The following is a 19,222-nucleotide window of genomic DNA, read 5'->3' as shown; positions in this document are numbered from 1 at the left end:
GGCATTAGCCGAACGAACTTTGCCAGACATCCTGGGTTATTGTTTTGCTTTTTTAGCTTGTCGTTCCCATTGTAGTAACGATGGATATGGATCAAATGCCCATTCTGTACGTCCATTGAACTTATATATACCGTAGTGAAGATGAGGCGGGAATTTTCCGGATGTCCCTTCTTTACCGTAGCCAGAGCTACCGACATAACCGAGAATAGTTCCAGGCTCGACAAGGTCTCCTACGTTAATCTTTTTATTATAACTACCAAGATGGGCATAATAATGATATGAATTATGATTATCTCGAATTCCTATACGCCAACCACCAAATTGGTTCCAGCCCTTTATTTCCACTACTCCATAAGAGGTAGAAACTACTGGAGTACCATAGCTAGCGAAAATATCTGTTCCTTCATGAATACGGCGTCCACCCCAGCCCCTATTGGCACCCCATGTACTCTTATAGCTATAATCGTAATTAGTTGGTATTGGGAATATATGGGAATCGAGTTCAGTCGTTTTGAAATGGCTATACATTTTGGAAATAGTGATGATTTGATTTACGGCCTGTTCACTTCCGTAATATTCCCATAAAGCTAATTTAAAGTCCTCATCAGTTGTTCCAAATTTACTTAAAAAAGTAGCCATGGAGAATATGATATCAGCATCATCCTTTGGACTAGCAACTCCGTCACCATTGCCATCTAGTCCCATCCCGCCAAAGTAACTAATTGTGTCTGGGCGAGTATCATCTCTTACAGGATTTAAAGCACCTGACCAATATTCATCAGAAAATTGAATGGCAATGGTACCATCCCGTTTCGGAATATCTTTACGAACTGATTGTAAATTGCGTTCATATTGGTCAATGGCTGCTAAGAAATGCCACGGAATGAGTAATTCGTCAAATTGTACGTAATAGGCCATACGTTGCTGCACAATTTCTTCTTGAGTGGGTTCTTCTTTTGCTAAAGCAATAGTGGGGAGAGTAAAGCTACAAAAAAACATCCATGATAAAAGGAATATAAAATGGCGATTCAATAGTGGACCTCCTTTCTAACGTTAGAATAACCGAATTTTTTATCTTCATTCAGCACTTTTTGTGGGAAAACAAAGCGGTAGAAATGAGTAATTATTGTGAAAAAAATCAGGTATAACGATTGATGATTCGATTTATCAATAAAATTTAGAGGTGACATTTTTGAAAAATAGGTTGATTTGGAGTGAAGGCTGGACGCCCATGGGAAAGCGCCCAGAGGGAACAGGATCAACCCTACGTTATGGAATAAGCCATCAATTTTTTTATTGAGGTTTACCTTTCCGCTATTCAACAAGAAAAAAATTATTGCAATAAGAAGAAACTTCGACAAAGAAAAAGTATTGGGTATCATAATGTCATTTCCTTCATACTATGTTATAAATCAAGCCCTGAATGGAGGGAAGGCTATCAACATTTTAGATAAAGTGAAAAGCTATCGCGAAGAAGAAAATCGACTGAAGTGGGAAGGTACATTTGCAGATTACTTAAACATCATCAAGGAAAGACCTGAAGTTGCTCAAACAGCCCATTCACGCGTCTACAATATGATCAAAAGTAGTGGTGTAGAAGAACGCGATGGGCAAAAAATGTATGAATTTTTTGGGCAAGAAATTTTTGGGCTTGAAACAGCAATTGAAAGACTGGTGGAGGAATATTTTCATCCAGCAGCACGAAGATTGGATGTTAGAAAACGTATTTTGTTATTAATGGGACCAGTAAGTGGTGGTAAATCAACAATAGTGACCTTGTTGAAACGCGGACTTGAGCAATTTTCGCGAACAGATGAAGGCGCAGTTTTTGCAATTAAGGGATGTCCAATGCATGAGGATCCTCTGCATTTAATTCCACAACATTTGCGTAATGATTTTTATGAAGAGTATGGTATACGAATTGAAGGAAGTTTATCGCCTTTAAATACGATGCGTCTTGAAAAGGAATACGATGGACGTATTGAAAATGTAATGATTGAACGTATTACTTTTTCTGAAGACAAACGTGTGGGTATAGGAACATTTACACCATCAGATCCAAAATCACAGGATATTGCAGATTTAACAGGTAGTATTGATTTCTCAACAATCGGAGAGTATGGTTCAGAATCTGACCCTCGTGCCTATCGTTTTGACGGTGAGCTTAATAAGGCAAATAGAGGTATGATGGAATTCCAAGAAATGTTAAAGCTTGATGAGAAATTCTTGTGGAATTTATTATCTTTAACGCAGGAAGGAAATTTTAAAGCAGGTCGATTTGCATTAATTAGTGCAGATGAGTTAATTGTTGCACATACAAATGAAACCGAGTATCGTTCATTTATTTCAAATAAAAAGAACGAGGCGTTACATTCACGTATTATTGTCATGCCGATTCCGTATAACTTAAAAGTTAGTCAGGAAGAATTGATTTACGAAAAAATGATTAAAGAAAGCGATATGTCACATGTTCATATTGCTCCACATGCATTGAAGGCCGCAGCAATCTTTTCGGTTTTAACAAGACTAGAAGTACCGAAAAAACAAGGTGTGGATCTTATTAAAAAAATGCGACTGTACGACGGAGAAAATGTGGAGGGATTTAATTCCGTTGACTTAGAGGAGCTTAAAAAAGAGTTTCCGAACGAAGGCATGAACGGTATTGATCCACGGTATATTATTAATCGTATTTCTTCTGCTATTATCAGAAAAGAAATACCATCTATTAATGCGTTAGATGTTCTGCGTGCACTAAAGGATGGGCTTGACCAGCATGCTTCCATTTCTCAGGAAGATCGAGAAAAATATATGAACTATATTGCAGTTGCTCGAAGAGAATATGATGAAATTGCCAAGAATGAAGTGCAAAAAGCTTTCGTTTACTCGTATGAAGAGTCTGCAAAAACATTAATGAATAATTATCTTGATAATGTTGAAGCGTTTTGTAATAAAAATAAAATTTTCGATCCATTGACTGGTGAGGAAATGAATCCAGATGAAAAATTAATGCGCTCTATTGAAGAGCAAATTGGTATTTCGGAAAATGCGAAAAAAGCATTCCGTGAGGAGATTCTAATTCGTATTTCTGCCTATGCTCGAAAAGGTAAGCGTTTTGACTATAATTCTCATGAAAGATTACGAGAAGCCATACAGAAGAAACTATTTGCGGATCTTAAGGATGTCGTGAAAATTACAACATCTTCAAAAATGCCGGATGAATCACAGTTGAAGAAGATTAATGAGGTTGTGGCAAGACTTGTTGATGAACATGGCTATAATACTACATCTGCTAATGAATTATTGCAGTATGTAGGTAGTCTGTTAAATCGTTAGTGGCTTTGACCTATTCAGAGGAAACTATAAGACTATTGATAGGAATGAATAGGAGTGTCCCATTTTAGGGCACTCCTTTTATCTTCATTCACTTATTTTTACCATAAGTGAAGTAACCACGAAGTGTAATTGATTTCTCTAAAAAAGTTCAAGAAAGTGAATCACTAGCATAGTATAGAAAAAGCGAATTTGATAGATGGGTGAGGATAAAAATGACTGAAAACGAAAATAAACGTTTTGCCATTTCTCAGGAAAATTGGTCCCTCCATCGTAAAGGGCACCAGGACCAGCAACGGCATATGGAAAAAGTAAAAGATGCCATTAAGAATAATTTACCCGATTTAGTTAGTGAAGAAAGCATTGTCATGTCCAATGGTCGTCAGGTTATTAAAATTCCTATACGTTCACTTGATGAATATAAAATTCGATATAACTATGATAACTCCAAGCATGTTGGGCAAGGGCAAGGGGATAGTAATGTAGGTGATGTGGTTGCGCGTGATGCCAGCAGAGGCGATCAGGCTAATGGTAAAGGAAAAGAAGCTGGTGACAAGCCAGGCCAAGATTATTATGAAGCTGAAGTAAGTATTGAAGAGGTTCAAAATGTGTTATTTAACGAGCTTGAGCTACCAAACCTACAGCAAAAAGAAAAAGCGGATATTAAAACGGAAAAAATTGAGTTTAATGATATTCGGAAAAAAGGTTTAATGGGAAATGTCGATAAAAAACGCACAATCCTTAACGCGCTTAAGCGTAATGCAATGAAAGGAAAACCAGAAATTACGCCGATTCATAATGATGATCTGCGTTTTAAAACGTGGGATGAAGTGGAAAAACCTGAATCGAAGGCCGTGGTCCTTGCCATGATGGATACAAGTGGCTCCATGGGCTCCTTCGAAAAATATTGCGCAAGGAGCTTCTTCTTTTGGATGACAAAATTTTTGCGTTCCAAGTATGAAACAGTGGAAATTGAGTTTATTGCACATCATACCGAGGCAAAAGTAGTGACAGAAGAGGAGTTTTTTACGAAGGGAGAAAGCGGTGGAACGATTTGTTCATCTGCCTATAAAAAGGCATTGGAACTAATTCAGGAAAAGTATAACCCTGCTCGCTATAATATTTATCCAGTACATTTTTCAGATGGTGAAAATATATCAATGGATAATGAAAAGTGCTTAAAGCTAGTGGGAGAGTTAATGGATGTATCAAGCATGTTTGGATATGGTGAAGTTAATCAGCATAACCGCTTTTCAACTCTTATGTACACATACAAAAAAATAGATGACCCTAAATTTAGATATCATATTTTGAGAAAAAAAGGCGATGTGTACGATGCCTTAAAGAGCTTTTTCAAAAAAAGTGAATCTTAAATCATGTTCAAAGGAGGGGACTAAAAAGTGGAGAAGAAAGAGCTTGAACGTGCGATTGATGAAATTACAGAAATTGCCTCAAGCTTTGGCTTAGATTTCTTTCCAATGCGCTATGAAATCTGTCCGGCAGATATTATTTATACATTTGGCGCTTATGGTATGCCTACCCGATTTTCACATTGGAGCTTCGGTAAACAGTTCCATAAAATGAAGCTTCAATATGATTTAGGGCTAAGTCAAATCTATGAGCTAGTGATTAACTCAAACCCATGCTATGCATTTTTACTTGATACAAATACGTTAACACAAAATAAATTAATTATTGCGCATGTATTGGCCCACTGCGATTTCTTTAAAAATAATGTACGCTTCTCCAATACTAGAAGAGATATGGTGGAGAGTATGACTGCAACAGCTGAAAGGATAGCTGGCTATGAAAGAGAATATGGAAAGGATGAGGTCGAACAGTTTTTAGATGCGGTTTTAGCGATTCAGGAGCATATCGATCCATCCCTTTTACGACCAAAATTGTCTTGGAATACAGAAGATGAACTTGAAGAGGAAATTACTCAAGCAAAAACACCGTATGATGATCTATGGCGTTTAGATGATAAGGAAAAAGAGTATAAATCGGTAAGACGAAGAATAAAGCACTTCCCACCAAAGCCAGAAAAAGATTTATTGCTATTTTTAGAGGAGCATAGTCGAGAGCTCGAAGACTGGCAGCGAGATATATTAACGATGATGCGTGAGGAAATGCTTTATTTTTGGCCACAATTAGAAACAAAAATTATGAATGAAGGCTGGGCTTCCTTTTGGCATCAACGTATAATGCGGGAGCTTAAGCTAACATCAGCGGAAACGATTGAATTTGCGAAGTTAAATGCAGGTGTTGTGCAGCCTTCAAAGACATCCATTAATCCTTATTACCTTGGTGTGAAAATATTTGAGGACATTGAAGAGCGCTATAATCATCCAACGGAAGAGATGAAAAAGCTAGGTGTACAACCGAACTCGGGGCGGGAGAAGATGTTTGAGGTTAGAGAGATAGAGTCGGATATATCCTTTATCCGCAATTATTTAACAAAGGATTTAGCAAGGCGAGAGGATCTTTATTTGTTCCAGAAAAAGGGCAATGAATACCGTATTACAGATAAGGATCATGAAATGGTAAGAGATCAGCTCGTATCGATGCGTGTAAACGGGGGATTCCCATATATCGTCGTTAAAAATGGGGATTACCTTCGCAACGGAGAGCTCTATTTAGTGCATGGCTATGAGGGAATGGAGCTCGATCCACGTTATTTAGAAAACGTTTTGCCATATATTTATCAACTTTGGGGTCGTCCTGTTCATTTAGAAACATATGTGGATGGAAAGCCAATGCTTTATTCATATGATGGTACAAAAAATTATAAACGTAATGTGTGAGGTGTGATCCCTAAGTGGATAACAAAACAAAAAACTTCTATCTGTTGGTATGAACTATTTTTTCAGATAGAAGTTTTTTGCTGTTTCAAATAAAGGCTCATCGCTATAATGAGTGGTTGATTTCCGTTTCGACATTTAAAAAACTTTATTGATTTTCATCTAACAATGGAGAGGACTCATTCTCATCTTCACTACTTTCACTATGATTCGAAGATGAATGGATATCGCTGTCGATTACTCTGCTGTCTCTTACTTTTATTCCTTGCTGTCCACCAGCTTCATCATTATTGTCACCAGCAATACCGCTTCTGCCGTTTCCATCAGCGAATTGGGAGTTCACATTTCTAGTACTGCCGTTTATTGCATTTTGACCGCCTTAGTTGGCATTAGTACCTACATCCTTATTTATTTGCCCTCCACCTTCAGCTCTTTGTTCGAAATGGATTTCTTTATTACCAATATTAATAGTCAGATGGATGGTAATATGTTTTTTAGATGGATCCTTTGCATGTTCATTATCAGGCATAGTTTTCACCTCCTTCATTTCAGGGTTACTATTAAGTTATTAATTTTTCTCAAACTTTCTTGTTCATGTAGCCCTAAAATGTATAAATAATAAAGAGACTGAAAAACTGTCCCTTATCGTAAAATTTGATAAAATGAATAGGATTTGAATATAAGAAGAACTGGAACGGTGAATCAACGTTGAGAACATTTAAAAAGGTTTATATAGAAATAACGAGTGTCTGTAATTTAGCTTGTAGCTTTTGTCCTCCAACTGCTCGTGCAAAGGGACTTATTAAAGTGGAACAATTTAATAAAATATTGGATGAAATACGTCCTCATACGAAATATATTTATTTGCATGTAAAAGGGGAACCGCTATTACACCCACGTATTGATCAGCTGCTTGACGCAGCGCACGAGAAAGGTTTTAAAGTCAATATTACAACGAACGGTACACTGATTAAAAAAAATCATGAAAAGATACTAGGGAAGCCAGCCTTACGCCAAATCAATTTTTCTTTGCATAGTTTCGACGGTCATGAGGGATCGGAAAATCGTGAGAAATATTTAGGAGATATTTTGGATTTTGTGCGTGCTTCGAAAGAATATAATACAATCATTTCATATCGTTTATGGAATTTACAAAGGGATCATGTAACGGATATTGCGGCACGAAGAAATCGTGAAACGCTTGAAGTTCTAGAAAATGAATATAATCTTGATTATCGTATCGAAGAAAAAGTGCAACCTGGTAAAGGTGTAAAGATCGCTAATAATATTTATTTAAATCAAGATCATGAATTTAAGTGGCCAAGCTTACTGGAACCTGAGGATGAAGGAAAAGGCTTTTGCCATGCACTACGAAGCCAAGCCGCTATTTTAGTAGATGGTACTGTAGTTCCGTGCTGTCTTGATGGTGAGGGCGTTATTAATTTGGGGAATGTGAACGAGAAATCCTTCACAGACATTGTTCAAGGTGAACGTGCAAATAATATTGTCGACGGATTTTCACGTAGAGAAGCAGTCGAAGAGCTATGTAGGAAATGTGGTTATCGTCAAAAGTTTGGAATGGAATAAAGTGAAGCATTTATCCGTGGAGGGTTTTTATCTCCACGGATTATTAGTTTTCACCAATCGGGTATTTACGGGCAGTTAATGTCCCACTTAACTTCCTTTACTTTCGCAGAATTTTGATGCCGAGGCTTAATTGATATAGGGACATGGACAAAATATGGGATACCTACTTGATAAAATAAAGCTAAAAGGGAGGTATAAGTAATTATGACTATGACTATCTATGAACAAATAAAAGAAGTACTGGCAGATAAACAGAATCAAATGGTGACACCTACAGAAGTGAAAGAAGAGCTACAGCGGAAATTTAATACCAATCCAGGGAGTGTCATTTTATCAGACTATTGTTACAATCGCTATAATAAAGGGATTCCTTTCCAAAAACATTTATTTCAATACATTACGAAAAGCACTTACAAATACATAGGGGAAAATTTCGCATATACCGGGCTGGTATTTCATAAGCCAAAAAAACAGAGTGGTGAGCAAATCGTAGGAGAATGGCGAAATGGTATAAAAGTACTTTATGACGAACCAATTAATACAACGGAGTCATTAAATATTGTTAGTACTAATCAAATCGTTAAGTTATACGAGGATTATAATGAGATATTAAAGTACGAAATGAGCCTACTTGGCTGCAAACCTACAGAATTACGCCATTTAATTGGCCGAATTGGAGAGTTTTTATGTGCAATCGTTACAAAAGGAAGTCTTTCTAGACAGACGAATCAGCATGGATTTGATGTCATCAGTAACGGAAAAAGAATAAGTGTGAAAACTACAGCACAAAGTACAGGCTTTATTACGTTAAATCAAAATACATTTAACGAATTTGATGAAGTCTTCGTTGTACAATATAATAATGATGATTTTAATATTATTTACTTCGGGCCAAAAGAGCCAATTCAAAATATTGCTAGAAAATATGAAAGTAAATACGAGGTGGATATTAGTCGCATTAAAGCAGTGTACCAAGAGTTTTCAAAAAATAATTTATAGCTAGCTGTAAAAACAGCTCCAACGTCATTGACTATTGGAGCTGTTTTTCTTTGATTGTGAATCAATAGTATCTAAAAAATCCTTAGTAATGCGTACTACGTATTTTACCTCGTCTAAATTGCGCTCCCTTAATACCGATCGATGTATGTCAAGCACAAGGTTCTTTTCTTCAATATCAGTAACACCCGATAATCTTTGAAAATTAAAAAGTTCCTCAGGGGCAATATCTAATGCTTTCATCAACGTTTCTAAAGTGCTTAATGTGATATTAGATTGCCCGTGTTCAATGTTTGAGATTCGTCCTTTACTAAAACCTAGTTTCCCCGTTTTTTCTGCTACTTCTTCCTGACTAAGGCCCTTGGAAACCCGAATAATACGGAGTTGTTCGCCTACTAGCTTTAAAAAGTCTGACATATGATTCACCTCTATGTAAAAAGCTAGTGAAAAACATTAAAAATGCCTATACCATTATAGTGGTATAATAGAGATAATGTTATAGTAAAATGGTACAATGATAGATAGTAAGTTTTTATTAAGAATAAAAACTAATGTAAAATAGTGTTGATGGTTCTTCAGTAGCTTGTTTTAGAGTATTACTAATTAAGTTAAGGATTGGAGGATTCAGGCATGGTAAAGCGTTATCGATTAGATGAGGTTGCTATAATAAAAGAGGGAAAAATAGTGCCGAGGAAAAAGTATTTTACGAACATCGGAGTACCTCTAATTACAGCAGGAAATTTAAAAAAGTTAATGCTAGATGGTGATATTGAACAATTACCAAAAGTTGATATTACATTTAAAAAACATTTTAAGTGGGCACCAGTACCAGCTAAAACCATCATCCTTACTAAAGCTAATTTGAACGGCTCAAATAAATATATTTATCAATGTGAAACTGAATTATGCACTGCAAATGATATCGTCGCTATTATTCCTAATGAAACAATTATTTTAAGTGATTATTTATTACACTTTCTCAGATGGTATCAAATTAATAAAGAATGGCATCATTTGTACCATATGTCCATTGATATTCCGATGATAGATATCCAACACAGTAAGGTGCAAATTTTAAATAAGATTCATCTTTTATTAAAAAATAAAGAGTCTTTGATGACAGCAGTAGAGGGGCTACCACAGCATTTTAACAATTTTTCAATGCAAATAGAAAATCACTCACAAAATTTACAACATGGGTTTGATCGTGCTCAGCATATTTACAGTATAATGCTACATAAAATTTTTAAGGGTGAGCTTAAATAAAGTAAAACCTTTCTTCATCCGCACTGGAATCGGATAAAATGAATTTAGTCGGTGTAAAGGCAAAAACCCCTTACACCGACTTTTTTAAATTTCGATAATTATAGGTAAAATCATTGGTTTTCTTTTTGTTTGTGAAAATAGATATTGACCGACAGCTCTTTTGACTTCTCTTCTTAGGACATGTATTTGCTGTTTACGTTCTTCCTGAAGCTCATTTACTGTTTCTTTGACGAGACTATTTACTTTAGTTAAAAGCTCCTCAAAGTTTTTGGCATAAACATAGCCGCGCGAAATTGTATCTGGTTCTGAAATAAAGGAACCATCTACCTTATTAAGCGTTATAACGATAACAAGCATACCGTCTTCTGAAAGCTGTTTGCGATCTCGTAAGACAACTCCTTCGACTTCACCGATACCAATACCGTCAACATACGTATCACCTGAAGGAATTTTCCGTGTTTGTCTAGCCATTGAATTTTCAATATCAACAACATCCCCATTTTTCATAATAAACGTATGCCCTCTTTTGACACCAACGGACTCAGCTAGTAAACGATGCTGGTGTAACATACGAAATTCACCATGAATCGGAATGAAAAATTTAGGCTTCATTAGTGTAAGCATTAGTTTTAAATCTTCCTGATAGCCATGACCTGAAACGTGCATCCCTGTATGACTAGCGGAACCATAAATAACCTTTGCACCTAGCTGGAACAAATTATCAACGATCCGTGAAACACCCTTCTCATTTCCTGGGATAGGGGATGAAGCTAAAATCACTGTATCATCAGGTAAAATCTTCACTTCGCGATGATTTCCACTTGCTAAGCGAGAGAGTGCAGCTAATGGCTCACCCTGACTACCCGTACATAGTACAACAACTTCTTCAGGTGGGAGATATTTCACCTCACGTGCATCAATTAACAGATCCTCTGGGACGGTTAAATAGCCTCGCTCAAGCGCAACATCTACAACATTCACCATACTCCGTCCGAGTAATGCAAGCTTTCTATTCGTAGTAATCGTTGCATCTACAATTTGCTGTATGCGATTAACATTAGAAGCGAACGTAGAGATAACGATTTTACGGTCGGCATGTAAAAATGCATCTTCAATATGATTACCGACAAGCTTCTCTGAAGGAGTTAAACCAGGTCGTTCAGCATTCGTACTTTCAGAAATCAGTACTAGGACGCCTTCTGTTCCTATCTCTGACATTTTATGAATATCTGCAAATTGATTATTGACAGGCGTTAAATCAAATTTAAAGTCGCCAGTGTGTACTATATTTCCTTCAGGTGTATTTATAACGATTCCTAAGCAATCAGGTATACTATGGTTTGTTCTAAAGAAACTAACATCAACTTGTCCGAAATTTAATGATGAATCGGAACGAATTTCTATTAATTCTGTCTCTCTTAAAAGCTTATGTTCTTTCAGCTTTAGCTCGATTAAACCAAGAGTAAAACGTGTTGCATAAATAGGGACATTTATTTTTTTTAGCAGATAAGGAATACCACCGATATGGTCCTCATGTCCATGTGTCACAATTAATGCTTTGATTTTCTCTTTATTTTCCTGTAAATACGTAATATCAGGAATTATTAAATCGATACCAAGTAAGCTTTCGTCAGGAAATTTAGCACCACAGTCGATAATTAAAAGATCATTCCCATACTGTACTACATACATATTTTTGCCAATCTCATTAATGCCACCTAAGGCGAAAATCGATAATGTATTGTCTTTTGTGGACAAGCATATCCCCTCCTAATTTTTCAGTATGTTTCCTTAATGAAAATTCAGCATTAGTAGTATAGCTTTAAGCGTTTCATCCTATACGAAAAGACAATTTGAGTTTAAGCGTTAATATTAGATTTTCAAGAAGAATAGAATAGAGGAACGTATAGCATAAAGGGGATGTGACTGGTTGTCTAATTACTTACAACATGCGATGTTTGAACATAAGTTTTGGCTAAGGATATTAAAAGATCATTCTCAATTTATTCATGATTCATTGTATCCATCAGAAACAGAAGATATAAAAAGAGCGAGTTCATTTATTCTTCAATTTTCTCAGCTTCTTGCCTATGTTAATTCTTTAGATGTTAATAATGCGGTTTCCTTCTCACTCACAGTCGATGAAGCTGTAGAACAACTAAAACAATTTAAATTTTTTATTCTTAGAAAGCAATTAACGGGAAATATTAATAGTCATCTACCACCTACTTTTATTAATCATATGGTGAATGAATTAGAGGAGTATCAAAATGTACTTAACTATTTGAAGAAGGGGGAAGTGCCACCGATCTTTCATGAACTCCATCATCACTTAATCTGGCTTTTAGATGCATCAGGGCATGCAGGTATCATTCATGACGATTTGGATGGTGTAGAAAGAAGATTGAGGCAAAAAAGTACTACTTTTGCCCAACATTTTGAAGAATTTTATTTAAAAGCAGTGGAGCTTACAGGATATTTGCGTGCAAATATAGATTCATTTCCCGCATTAACTCGTTTTAATCATGATGTGGATATAGAAATGGGGTTATTCAAAACCTTTTTACGGGAGTTAGAGGAGATGGAGTTAAGTGCAGAAGTATTAGGAACATTTACAGCTCTAATGGCGGATCATATGCTAAGAGAGGAGCAATACTATTTATCGAAGCTTGCACAATCTAGAGGTGCAAGTTAATTTGCACTAAAGGTGGCCACAGCGTTCACTTTTGAAATGTTGGCATAAAAAGTGATGGCAATCTGAGGTTTTCAGATTGCCTTTTTTATTCCGATAAATCAGATAAAATTTGAAAACATTCCGATAAATTCACATAATGTTCCGATAAAACTAAAAAACATTCCGATAAAACCTTAGGAATGTTTTTAGTCTGAATTAAGCGCATAAATTTCTGCATTTTAAGGATGAATAAAAACGCCGGTACCGATTGGCACAATGCTTGCAAGCTCTTCGACATCCTTATTATGCATACGAATACAGCCGCGTGAAACGGCATGACCAATAGAGCTAGGATCGTTAGTTCCATGAATACCATAATGCTCTTTAGATAAACTCATCCACATTGTCCCAAACGGGCCACCGGGATTTGGAGCCTTATTAATAATTATAAAATCGCCAGTCGGTGTACCATGTAGCATCCTTCCAACCGCAATGGGGTATTGCTTTTGAAGAACATTATCCTTATATAACCGTAGCCATCGATTTTCAGTAGAAATATCTAATCTATAAGGGATAGTATTTGGATTAGGGAGTCCAGGTATAACAATTTGTTGTCCTAAATAAAGTACGTTCGGATCTAGCCCAGGATTAGCAGCCATTATGGATGACAATGGTGTGCGATAATTTCTAGCTATTTGGGCCAATGTTTCGCCTGCTTTAACTGTATGGATCAAATTTATCACCTCCAATACAATAAGGATCATCACCAAAAATTAGGTATGCCATGATATATGTAGATTGGAATGGAGACTGGATGCCCATAGGAAGCACCCGCTTGGAACGAAAAGTAACATTATGGTGATGTGCATAAAAAATTACTTTAATACAAGGTATGCTTCAGCTATAAAAAAAACCTTTAATATTTTTATAAGGATAGCTACTGTAGTTAGTTGGATATGATAAGCAGTAACAAACGATATCCAGTAATCGAGGAGTTATTTATGAAAGAATTTAAAATTACTTATTTTTTTGATGAAATGCATTATGTAAGGAGATTTATCCATATCGAATCACAGGAAAAAGCAGAGGCATTAGTTCGAAGTGAACGAGATCAGTATATATCCTTTACAGATAGTAGAGAGATTTATCATGAGCTGCATACAAGACATGTTCGGGTCATTCAAATATCTGAGTATCATCGCATTGATAAAAGCACGAAAACGAAAGGCACATGATTTGTCCAACATTGCGCATGCTATGAGTAAAGGAGTGAGCAATGATGGATATAGAAAAAATAATACCACATGAGAAGAAAATGTTTATGAACTTAGCGAGTAAGGATAAGCCAGACATGGTTGAATCAGATAATATAAGTCTTTTCGATTTACACGAGGATATGCAAACGGTTGATCCTATACCAGTAAGGGAACTCAATAAAAAAGTAGAACGTGAAGGCGATGAATTGATCGAATTACAGCCTGATGAATTATAGGAGGTAGGGATTTTCATGACTGACCATAACGAAGCACAGTTTACTTCTGCTGGAACGGATATTAATGAAGTGAAAAGACAAAATGCAGAAGGTGGTTTATCTTACAATGAAGTGAAAAAACTGCTAGCCCAAAGAGGTGGGGCTGGTACAGGAATATATAGTGATACAGATGTTGAAGAAGTAAAGCAAGAGATTCATGGGAAAAAGCAATAAGCTATTTGGAGAGGAGTATGAAATTAAGTACTCCTCTTTTTTTGATCCTGTAAAAGCACGATTAGATTAAAATTTCACTTTATTTTACAATGTAAGTACATGTAAGGAGGTGTTCGAATGGAGGAAAAACGTTGTCCGTTATGTGGACAAGATAATCATTGTGGGGTTGTAAATGGGCAAAAGGATTGCTGGTGTATGACGGAAAATTTTCCAGAGGGAATTTTGGAAGAAATACCCTGCAATCAATGCATTTGTCAAAATTGCTTGGATACATATAAAAAAGATTAATCGTTTAATATTAGACCTTACTTCATTAGCTGTTACAAAACAATAGAGATCATTGGTACAATTGTCTACCACACAACAACCTATCGGACATATATTACTCTGAAAGGAGTGTGTCTAATGACTAAAACAGTTGTACTCAGTAATGTAACAAAGGCCTATTTAGAGGAAAACCAAAGAATCCTCGATAAAATGATGCAGGGCATGACCTATGTGACCATTACATGTAGTATTTCAGAAAATTTTATTAAGCAAATATTACCGCATCAAGTAGCTGCTATTAAATTGTCGGAAAATGTTTTGCGTTATACCACGAATCTACTTGTACAAAATCTCGCATTAGAAATAATAGTAACAAGTACGGAGACTGTTGAATGCCTCGAGGCGATACAAAATAGATGCTGTATCGTACAAAATTCGGAATGTGAATTGTACGAATATATGTGTGCGTATAAAGAAATTACCGGGGCTATGTTCCAAGCAATGAGCTTACCGCCAGTTTCCAATAATATTAATATAAACTTTCTTCGAGCAATGATTGTTCATCATCAGGCAGGCGTTCGACTAGCGCAAAACGTTTTAAGGTTCTGCATTTGCCAAGAATTAATACCGATCCTTCGAAATATGATTCAAACTATGTGCGATCGTATTTGTGAAATGGAAAAATTACTAGATGCTTTAAAGGATTGTGAAAATTGCTAGTTTAAAAAACGCTAGAGTCGAAGTCGACTTTAGCGTTTTTTGTGACTACGATGTATATCAGCGAAATTCCATCAAACATCCTCAACAGAAGGAGCGCACATAAATGTTACTGTTCGTTTATTACTATCGTAAAGACACCACTCACGGTGATCAACAACTGATCCAACATTGATACCGTACTGCTTTTCTTGTAGTGCAATTGGTTGGCCAAAGCGAATGCGAATAGGTAACTTTTTATTGCGATGATAAAGACCTGATTCATGACTATGTCCGAAGAAAAGGAGTGATTTTTTGAACGGCGGAAATGTAGGTTGCCACGCCACACTCCATTGAAATTGATGTCCGTGTATAAGTGTTGCACCATCAATCTCCATTGTTTCAGGTAGTTCTGTAAAACGTTCGATACCTGTTACACGTGTAATACGCTCTTCTTGATTGCCTCGAATTGAGGGGAATGTTAATAAATTTTCAAATTCATTTTCTACTATCGCAGCTTTTTGTAGCGGTATACCCGACAATGTTTGAGCTTTTTTCTTGCTTACAGTACATTCATATAAATCACCTAATCCCAATACTTTTGCATCTTTCGCAGTTTGCTGAATATGGGCTAGAACTGCCTTCGTATCTTCTATATTAGAATGTAAATCTCCTAAAAGCGCGTACAGCATTTTTTATCCGGCCTTTCCTAAAGTATACAAGTATCATACACCTAACAGAAATTGATAGAAAAGTAAAATGTATAAGTATATTAGGTTATATGATCATATTTTGGTTCATCACCATAGCGTAAGCTGATTTCTGTTCCAACTTGCGCTCTAGGTCTCATACTTTTTTATGTATAGAAAAATTGCCAACCTTTTCATAGATTGATAAAATATAATTGTAATTTTCTGAATTTTCTTATTGCGGTTTTGTTTAGGGTAATTCTACATGGTGTGAAGGCAATGAATTTGAAAGATTTGGGGGGCTTATGATGACGATGTTAATGACAGATATTCTACAAAACTATGCTATGCGGCAACCGAATGGGATTGCAACGGTATACGATGGGACAGAGCTAACTTATAGTGAATTTTATAAAAGTGCAGAAAAATTCGCAGCGTACTTACAAGAACAAGGCTTTGAAAAAGATGATGTAATTGCATTATATACGCTCAATTCAGATTTATTTTTAATTGCTTATATCGGTGTTCAGCTAGCTGGCTATGTTGTCATGCCTATTAATACAAAACTAGCAGCTCCGGAGGTCGAATTTATTTTTAATCATTCAGATGCTAAAGGACTTATTTATGATGAAAGGTTAGAGAATGTACTCGCAACTATTGCGTATCCATTTCAACATACTATACGGCTTAAAGAAATGAAAGAAGTGATTAAAAACTATCAAGGTCAAAGAAAAGCGGTCAAATTGGAGCCTCATGATACTGCTGTTGTTATGTATACTTCTGGTACGACGGGTAAACCGAAAGGAGTAATGCTAACTCATCAAAATATTGTATCAACTGCGGATATATGGTCGTCATCAATGGATATGACCAATGAGGATAGAATGTTTATTTGTACGCCTTTATTTCATTGTGCAGGTCTTCATGTATTTGCGATGCCGATGTTTTATAAAGGCGGTACGATGGTTATAGAAGAGGCATTTTCTTCGACAAACACATTAGAACAGTTTGTCGCTACAGATTCAACAATTTTCTTTGGTGTTCCGTCAATGTATACAATTATTTTAAATACACCTAACTTTAAGGAACATACATTTAAAAGTTTACGTTTATTATGTTATGGAGCGGCACCAATGCCTTATGAACTTGTTAAGCAAGTGAAGGAGGCATTCCCTAATGTGAAAGTACAAAACCTGTATGGACAAACTGAAAATTCGCCTGCCGCCACTTCTCTTTTAGATGCCGATGCATTGACAAAGATAGGATCAGTAGGAAAACCATTAGCCCAAACAGATGTCCGTGTTGTTGATAGCTTTGGTGAAACGGTGCCAGCGGGTGAGGTAGGGGAAATTTGTGTCAAAGGACCACAAGTAATGAAAGGTTACTTACGTAATCCTGAAGAAACAGCAAGAACAATTAAAGATGGCTGGCTCTATTCAGGAGATTTAGGGCGTTTTGATGAAGAAGGTTATCTCTATATTGTAGATCGTAAAAAGGATATGATCATCCGAGGTGGCGAAAATATTTATCCTATTGAAGTAGAAGAGGTTTTATATCAACTGCCAGAAATTTTAGAAGCAGCCGTTGTAGGTTTCCCACATGAAGTATATGGTGAAGTTCCGAAAGCATTTATCGTATTGAAGGAAGGAAAGTCTTCCGATGAAGAGGCGATAATGGCTTATTGCCGGACTCAGCTTGCAAAGTATAAAGTGCCTCATGAAATTGAATTTTTAGCTGAATTGCCACGTAATGCTTCTGGTAAAGTTTTAAAGCATACATTACGACCAAGCGTAAGCACGCCTAACGTGTAAAACGGTTTTATGAAACTTGAAAATAGCAAACAGAGTAATACCATAACCGAGTGCACACCAATTAGAGATGCTATTGTGTCGCCTATAGAGGGTATTTGAAGATCATTAGGCCTCTGCGCAATTGCGTCCGGAATCGGCTTTGTGCTTGCATAAAGAACTCCTTTCCGATTCCGTGACATCCGCCGGAGGCTTTAACTTCTTTAAGCGGGTGTTTGGACAACCGCTTAAAGAAGTTAAAATAGGAACGTCTATGAAATTAGCGTATAATAGAGTCTGCTACAAATTGAAATAATATAATAGAATTGAAGTTATTGTCTTCAAACAAGATAGGAGCGGAATTTGTCTTGTGGACGAGGTATAAACGCCTTTTACTAATAGGTATTATGATTATCATGCTACTTTCAAGTTGCAATCCGTTTTCGCAGGAGGAAACGAAAAACAAAGGATTAACTGTGTTAACAGTAGAGTTTAATAGTGGTGCACCGATACCTAACCTTTATATAACCGCTACAGATGTAAAGAAAGGTGAGGTAGTAGAGGATGCGGTTGGCTCTGAAGAGGGGGAAGCAAAATTTTCGAAACTTATAGATGGCCGGGAATATGCTATTGCTGCAACTACACTTGAAAATAGTACGAAAAACGATGGTTATACTACAATCGAACATTTTACATATGATGCGACGAAGCCATATTATCGATTGCAAACACATTTTTCAAGGGACGAGCAGGAGCTAGATGTACCAGTTGTTATGCAAAATCCTGAATTACCGCATGGCTGTGAAATTACATCGTTAACAGCTGTATTAAATTATTATGGGTTGGATGTTACGAAGCTGGAAATGGCTGATAATTATTTACCAAAGCAAACAATAAGTAATGTAGGCGGACAACGATTTGGTCCAAATCCGGCACAGGCTTTTGCAGGAAATCCTCGTGATAAAGCACATGGTATGTATGTCTTTGCAGCTCCGATTGTCAAAGCCGCAGAGGCAGTAATAGCAGATAAACAGGCAAACTTACAGGTGACAAATAAGAGTGGTGCCTCGCAGGACGAAATTTTACAGCTTGTTCGAGAGGGAGTCCCTGTTGTGACTTGGGTTACATTAGATTTATCAGAACCCAAAAGAAAGCTTGCTAAGGGCTGGATCTATGAAGGTGAAAAAGTACCGCATGCCGCGTATATGAACTTGCATGCTGTTGTTTTAACCGGGCATTTAGGCGATAAAGTAGTTGTTATGGACCCATTAAAAGGCTTTGTCACTTATAATGTCGATCAGTTTTTTAAAAGCTATAGAGAGTTAGGTGAACAAGCTGTAGCCGTTCATAAATGATTCAAAGAAGAGTTATAAGGCGTACAAGGAAAGTATGTTACACTTGTAAAAAAGGCTCGTCACTTGGGA

21 protein-coding genes are annotated in these 19,222 nt (G+C 36.5%); 14 read left to right on the top strand and 7 right to left on the bottom strand.

Annotated features, from left to right (window positions below; genetic code table 11):
* Positions 1-36 precede the first annotated feature (36 nt).
* Positions 37-1,032 (bottom strand): M23 family metallopeptidase, encoded by a 996-nt coding sequence (locus tag ACFVT8_RS21025; protein WP_387085134.1) that lies wholly within the window; start codon positions 1,030-1,032, stop codon positions 37-39.
* A gap of 405 nt (positions 1,033-1,437) precedes the next feature.
* On the opposite strand from ACFVT8_RS21025, the gene ACFVT8_RS21020 reads away from it, so the two are divergent.
* The 3 genes from ACFVT8_RS21020 (at position 1,438) to ACFVT8_RS21010 (ending at position 6,134) form a co-directional block, all read left to right on the top strand.
* Positions 1,438-3,333 carry a PrkA family serine protein kinase gene (locus ACFVT8_RS21020; protein WP_387085248.1) on the top strand — a complete coding sequence of 632 codons (1,896 nt, stop codon included), beginning with the start codon at positions 1,438-1,440 and terminating at the stop codon, positions 3,331-3,333.
* A 212-nt stretch (positions 3,334-3,545) separates the two neighbouring features.
* Complete coding sequence (gene yhbH / locus ACFVT8_RS21015; protein ID WP_387085136.1) at positions 3,546-4,703, top strand: sporulation protein YhbH; 1,158 nt, start codon at positions 3,546-3,548, stop codon at positions 4,701-4,703.
* Between the two features lie 27 nt (positions 4,704-4,730).
* Entirely contained in the window at positions 4,731-6,134 is a 1,404-nt protein-coding gene (locus ACFVT8_RS21010; RefSeq protein ID WP_387085138.1) for a SpoVR family protein, read from the top strand.
* A 145-nt stretch (positions 6,135-6,279) separates the two neighbouring features.
* Here the strand turns inward: ACFVT8_RS21010 and ACFVT8_RS21005 are convergent, their stop codons facing one another.
* On the bottom strand, positions 6,280-6,474 hold the full coding sequence (locus ACFVT8_RS21005) for a hypothetical protein (protein WP_387085140.1): 195 nt from the start codon (positions 6,472-6,474) through the stop codon (positions 6,280-6,282).
* A gap of 36 nt (positions 6,475-6,510) precedes the next feature.
* A complete protein-coding gene (locus ACFVT8_RS21000) occupies positions 6,511-6,660 on the bottom strand; it encodes a hypothetical protein (RefSeq protein WP_387085142.1) in 150 nt (49 codons plus the stop codon).
* A gap of 179 nt (positions 6,661-6,839) precedes the next feature.
* Here ACFVT8_RS21000 and ACFVT8_RS20995 point away from each other — a divergent pair, with 179 nt between their 5' ends.
* Together ACFVT8_RS20995 and ACFVT8_RS20990 are read left to right on the top strand one after the other, a co-directional pair.
* A complete protein-coding gene (locus ACFVT8_RS20995; RefSeq protein WP_387085144.1) occupies positions 6,840-7,718 on the top strand; it encodes a radical SAM/SPASM domain-containing protein in 879 nt (292 codons plus the stop codon).
* A gap of 210 nt (positions 7,719-7,928) precedes the next feature.
* Positions 7,929-8,717, top strand: coding sequence for a DUF7225 domain-containing protein (locus tag ACFVT8_RS20990; protein WP_387085249.1), 789 nt, complete (start codon positions 7,929-7,931; stop codon positions 8,715-8,717).
* 24 nt (positions 8,718-8,741) lie between these two features.
* Here the strand turns inward: ACFVT8_RS20990 and ACFVT8_RS20985 are convergent, their stop codons facing one another.
* Complete coding sequence (locus tag ACFVT8_RS20985) at positions 8,742-9,131, bottom strand: helix-turn-helix domain-containing protein (protein ID WP_053483031.1); 390 nt, start codon at positions 9,129-9,131, stop codon at positions 8,742-8,744.
* A gap of 213 nt (positions 9,132-9,344) precedes the next feature.
* Here ACFVT8_RS20985 and ACFVT8_RS20980 point away from each other — a divergent pair, with 213 nt between their 5' ends.
* On the top strand, positions 9,345-9,980 hold the full coding sequence (locus ACFVT8_RS20980; RefSeq protein WP_387085146.1) for a restriction endonuclease subunit S: 636 nt from the start codon (positions 9,345-9,347) through the stop codon (positions 9,978-9,980).
* Between the two features lie 84 nt (positions 9,981-10,064).
* On the opposite strand, the gene ACFVT8_RS20975 is transcribed toward ACFVT8_RS20980, so the two are convergent.
* On the bottom strand, positions 10,065-11,738 hold the full coding sequence (locus tag ACFVT8_RS20975) for a ribonuclease J (RefSeq protein ID WP_387085148.1): 1,674 nt from the start codon (positions 11,736-11,738) through the stop codon (positions 10,065-10,067).
* Positions 11,739-11,910: 172 nt separating this feature from the next.
* On the opposite strand from ACFVT8_RS20975, the gene ACFVT8_RS20970 reads away from it, so the two are divergent.
* Positions 11,911-12,675, top strand: coding sequence for a DUF2935 domain-containing protein (locus ACFVT8_RS20970; protein ID WP_387085150.1), 765 nt, complete (start codon positions 11,911-11,913; stop codon positions 12,673-12,675).
* A 218-nt stretch (positions 12,676-12,893) separates the two neighbouring features.
* On the opposite strand, the gene ACFVT8_RS20965 is transcribed toward ACFVT8_RS20970, so the two are convergent.
* Positions 12,894-13,388 (bottom strand): L,D-transpeptidase family protein, encoded by a 495-nt coding sequence (locus tag ACFVT8_RS20965; RefSeq protein ID WP_387085152.1) that lies wholly within the window; start codon positions 13,386-13,388, stop codon positions 12,894-12,896.
* Between the two features lie 267 nt (positions 13,389-13,655).
* On the opposite strand from ACFVT8_RS20965, the gene ACFVT8_RS20960 reads away from it, so the two are divergent.
* From ACFVT8_RS20960 to ACFVT8_RS20940, 5 genes are all read left to right on the top strand, one after another.
* A complete protein-coding gene (locus tag ACFVT8_RS20960) occupies positions 13,656-13,889 on the top strand; it encodes a hypothetical protein (protein WP_387085154.1) in 234 nt (77 codons plus the stop codon).
* A 44-nt stretch (positions 13,890-13,933) separates the two neighbouring features.
* A complete protein-coding gene (locus ACFVT8_RS20955) occupies positions 13,934-14,146 on the top strand; it encodes a hypothetical protein (RefSeq protein WP_387085251.1) in 213 nt (70 codons plus the stop codon).
* Between the two features lie 15 nt (positions 14,147-14,161).
* Positions 14,162-14,359, top strand: a complete 198-nt coding sequence (locus ACFVT8_RS20950) for a gamma-type small acid-soluble spore protein (RefSeq protein ID WP_387085156.1) — start codon at positions 14,162-14,164, stop codon at positions 14,357-14,359.
* Positions 14,360-14,476: 117 nt separating this feature from the next.
* Positions 14,477-14,647, top strand: coding sequence for a cysteine-rich CWC family protein (locus tag ACFVT8_RS20945; protein ID WP_387085158.1), 171 nt, complete (start codon positions 14,477-14,479; stop codon positions 14,645-14,647).
* A gap of 117 nt (positions 14,648-14,764) precedes the next feature.
* Positions 14,765-15,346, top strand: a complete 582-nt coding sequence (locus ACFVT8_RS20940) for a DUF305 domain-containing protein (protein ID WP_387085159.1) — start codon at positions 14,765-14,767, stop codon at positions 15,344-15,346.
* A gap of 71 nt (positions 15,347-15,417) precedes the next feature.
* Here ACFVT8_RS20940 and ACFVT8_RS20935 read toward each other — a convergent pair whose 3' ends face one another.
* Entirely contained in the window at positions 15,418-16,014 is a 597-nt protein-coding gene (locus tag ACFVT8_RS20935) for a metallophosphoesterase family protein (protein WP_387085161.1), read from the bottom strand.
* Between the two features lie 305 nt (positions 16,015-16,319).
* Here ACFVT8_RS20935 and ACFVT8_RS20930 point away from each other — a divergent pair, with 305 nt between their 5' ends.
* Both ACFVT8_RS20930 and ACFVT8_RS20925 read left to right on the top strand, forming a co-directional pair.
* Complete coding sequence (locus ACFVT8_RS20930) at positions 16,320-17,822, top strand: class I adenylate-forming enzyme family protein (RefSeq protein WP_387085163.1); 1,503 nt, start codon at positions 16,320-16,322, stop codon at positions 17,820-17,822.
* A gap of 344 nt (positions 17,823-18,166) precedes the next feature.
* The gene (locus tag ACFVT8_RS20925; RefSeq protein ID WP_387085165.1) at positions 18,167-19,153 is read left to right on the top strand and encodes a C39 family peptidase; all 987 of its coding nucleotides are present in this window, start codon (positions 18,167-18,169) and stop codon (positions 19,151-19,153) included.
* The last annotated feature ends 69 nt before the right edge of the window (positions 19,154-19,222 follow it).

The organism is Lysinibacillus sp. NPDC058147, from assembly GCF_042884205.1.
In the GTDB taxonomy this organism is placed as follows: Bacteria; Bacillota; Bacilli; order Bacillales_A; family Planococcaceae; genus Lysinibacillus.
The sequence above is the reverse complement of the archived record's forward strand: the minus strand, read 5'-3'. Positions and strand labels throughout refer to the sequence as shown.

What these genes read in the sequence shown, in the direction of transcription:
- yhbH (WP_387085136.1), top strand. Translation starts at nt 3,546, where the DNA reads ATGACTGAAAACGAAAATAAACGTTTTGCCATTTCTCAGGAAAATTGG.
- ACFVT8_RS21000 (WP_387085142.1), bottom strand. Translation starts at nt 6,660, where the DNA reads ATGCCTGATAATGAACATGCAAAGGATCCATCTAAAAAACATATTACC.
- ACFVT8_RS20990 (WP_387085249.1), top strand. Translation starts at nt 7,929, where the DNA reads ATGACTATCTATGAACAAATAAAAGAAGTACTGGCAGATAAACAGAAT.
- ACFVT8_RS20985 (WP_053483031.1), bottom strand. Translation starts at nt 9,131, where the DNA reads ATGTCAGACTTTTTAAAGCTAGTAGGCGAACAACTCCGTATTATTCGG.
- ACFVT8_RS20980 (WP_387085146.1), top strand. Translation starts at nt 9,345, where the DNA reads ATGGTAAAGCGTTATCGATTAGATGAGGTTGCTATAATAAAAGAGGGA.
- ACFVT8_RS20960 (WP_387085154.1), top strand. Translation starts at nt 13,656, where the DNA reads ATGAAAGAATTTAAAATTACTTATTTTTTTGATGAAATGCATTATGTA.
- ACFVT8_RS20955 (WP_387085251.1), top strand. Translation starts at nt 13,934, where the DNA reads ATGGATATAGAAAAAATAATACCACATGAGAAGAAAATGTTTATGAAC.
- ACFVT8_RS20950 (WP_387085156.1), top strand. Translation starts at nt 14,162, where the DNA reads ATGACTGACCATAACGAAGCACAGTTTACTTCTGCTGGAACGGATATT.
- ACFVT8_RS20945 (WP_387085158.1), top strand. Translation starts at nt 14,477, where the DNA reads ATGGAGGAAAAACGTTGTCCGTTATGTGGACAAGATAATCATTGTGGG.
- ACFVT8_RS20940 (WP_387085159.1), top strand. Translation starts at nt 14,765, where the DNA reads ATGACTAAAACAGTTGTACTCAGTAATGTAACAAAGGCCTATTTAGAG.
- ACFVT8_RS20935 (WP_387085161.1), bottom strand. Translation starts at nt 16,014, where the DNA reads ATGCTGTACGCGCTTTTAGGAGATTTACATTCTAATATAGAAGATACG.
- ACFVT8_RS20930 (WP_387085163.1), top strand. Translation starts at nt 16,320, where the DNA reads ATGACGATGTTAATGACAGATATTCTACAAAACTATGCTATGCGGCAA.